This window comes from Saccharomonospora saliphila YIM 90502 (assembly GCF_000383795.1).
Classification (GTDB): Bacteria; Actinomycetota; Actinomycetes; order Mycobacteriales; family Pseudonocardiaceae; genus Saccharomonospora; species Saccharomonospora saliphila.
The window spans coordinates 1-1,965 of sequence record NZ_KB912607.1; the positions used below are offsets into that span (position 1 = coordinate 1).

At 73.0% G+C, this 1,965-nt stretch carries 3 protein-coding genes; 1 reads left to right on the forward strand and 2 read right to left on the reverse strand.

The window, feature by feature from the left end; translation table 11 throughout:
* The coding region (locus SACSA_RS0101830) for a GNAT family N-acetyltransferase (RefSeq protein WP_019813045.1) at positions 1 to 237 on the forward strand (237 nt) is incomplete at its 5' end.
* Positions 238 to 251: 14 nt separating this feature from the next.
* Here the strand turns inward: SACSA_RS0101830 and SACSA_RS0101835 are convergent.
* Both SACSA_RS0101835 and SACSA_RS0101840 read right to left on the reverse strand, forming a co-directional pair.
* Positions 252 to 1,034, reverse strand: a complete 783-nt coding sequence (locus SACSA_RS0101835) for a DUF2182 domain-containing protein (RefSeq protein WP_232212805.1) — start codon at positions 1,032 to 1,034, stop codon at positions 252 to 254.
* A gap of 29 nt (positions 1,035 to 1,063) precedes the next feature.
* On the reverse strand, positions 1,064 to 1,723 hold the full coding sequence (locus tag SACSA_RS0101840; RefSeq protein ID WP_019813047.1) for a DUF1326 domain-containing protein: 660 nt from the start codon (positions 1,721 to 1,723) through the stop codon (positions 1,064 to 1,066).
* Positions 1,724 to 1,965: the final 242 nt, after the last annotated feature.

The window sequence follows — 1,965 nt, forward strand, 5'->3', positions numbered from 1 at the left end:
GGCGGCAGGCTGCTCGCGGCGGCGGCCACGTGGCTGCGCGAGCACGGCGCCGAGCGCGGGATCACGTGGGTGGCGCAGTCGGATTCGGCCTCGCTGCACTTCTACCGGCGCGCGGGCTGGAACCCGGACGGCGTCGTGCGCACCCTCGACACCGGCGAGCGCACGGTACGCGAACTCCGGTTGACCGGCCCGCTCGACCTGTACCTCGACGAGCAGACCGGCCGGGAGGGGTCCTGACCCACGGGATGCGCTCACGCCGGAATGAGCAGGCCGGGCACCGCCAGGAGCACGGCACCGGCGCTCACCAGCGCACCCCCGAGCAGCAGGCTCAGCAGTTCGCCGCGGGGCAACACCTTCTCGACCGTGATCACGGCGGCGACCAGTGCCATCCAGGCCAGGTTCATGACCCCGACCGCGAGCAGCACCGCCATCAACGCCCAACAGCAGCCGAGACAGTAGCCACCGTGCCGCGTCCCCACCAGCAGCGCGCCCAGGTGGCTGGACGCCGCCCTGTCGCCGTGCCGCATCACCAGCGCCAGCGGCGAGCGGCACCGCACGAGGCACCATCGCTTCAGCGGCGTGAACTGGAACGCTCCCGCCACGAGCAGCACCACCGCCCCCACGCGCACCGCCTGCGGTGTCCCGCTCACCGTCGCGGTCTCGAACCCGCGCAGGAGCAGGAAGGCCAGCACCCCGGCAAGGCCCCAGACCAGCAGATACCCCGCCGTCAGCGGCAACAGCCGTGAGCGGGAGCGCGCACCGTCCGGAAGGAGTACGGCGAGACCCGCCGTGAACGGGACGATGGCAGGCAGCATCATCGCCGCCATCATCACCAGCCACGTGGCGAGGAACAGGCCGAACGCCGCCGGACCCACACCCGTCTCCATCGCCATCGCATCCGGCGGAGGCCCGGTGAGCACACCCACCCGCATGTCCGGCATCGCGACGCCGGCGGTGACCAGCCAGGACACGCCCGCCAGAGCGAGCAGCACGGCGGCAAGCGCCAGTTCGACCCGGGTCCACGCCGACGCCACGGGCACCCCGCGCGCCGAGACCCGGCCGGTCATGGCGTGTCGGGCCCGGACCAGTCGAACGGGATCAGCTTGCTCGAGTAACCGGACCGGTCCCACTGGAACCCGAACGCGTCGGCCCGGTCGGTGACCGCCCGCCCCCACGTGGCGGGCCCCTGACCCGGGCCCGTCTCCGACCCGGGCAGCCCGTACACCCGGACCCGCTCGCCCTCGGCTGAGGTCGGCCCGGCCAGCGCCTCGACACTCGCCTCGGCCTTGCCGGGCAGCCGGACGCTCCACCGCGCGTGGTCGGGCTCGATCCGGACCTCGATCGGGGCGACCTCCATACCGCGCATCTCGGGGCGGAGCAGAGCGCCGAACCGGGCGGGCCAGCCGCCCGCCTCCCCGCCGAACACGGTCTGCAACGCCTGCCGCTGATTCTCGTCGGCGCGCTCGTCGAACACCACGGCCGCGTAGGCGTCGGTGTGCTCGCCACTCCACACGTTGCCGGTGAACGAGCCGAGCATCGCGACACTGAGCCCGTCCAGGACCGTGTCACCGTAGTGGCCCTCGTGAATGTGCCAGAGCAGCACACCGTCGCAGTCGCCGTAGGTCGGGGGCTGCGCGAAGGAACAGGGGCACGGGATCGCGCACTTGCACGCGTCGAACCACTCGCCCCGTACATGCCATCGCTCGACGGTCGGAGCGCTCATCGTCCTCATCTCCCCGTACGATTCCCCGTCCGACGGTCCTCGTCCGGCGGTTACCGTCCGACGCGGTGGTGACTCGTCAGGACTTCGGAAGATACGCCGGGGACCCCGGCCGGTAAACGGCGCGCGCCACACGATGTGCGGCCCGGCCCGCAGGGCGAAGACCCGGCTGGGGCGGTGGGCCGGCAGGACGGTGGGCCGGCAGGACGGTGGGCCGGCAGGGCTGTGGGCCGGCAGGGCGGTGG

Coding starts and splice junctions, on each gene's coding strand:
- SACSA_RS0101840 (WP_019813047.1), bottom strand. CDS start 1,723: ATGAGCGCTCCGACCGTCGAGCGATGGCATGTACGGGGCGAGTGGTTC.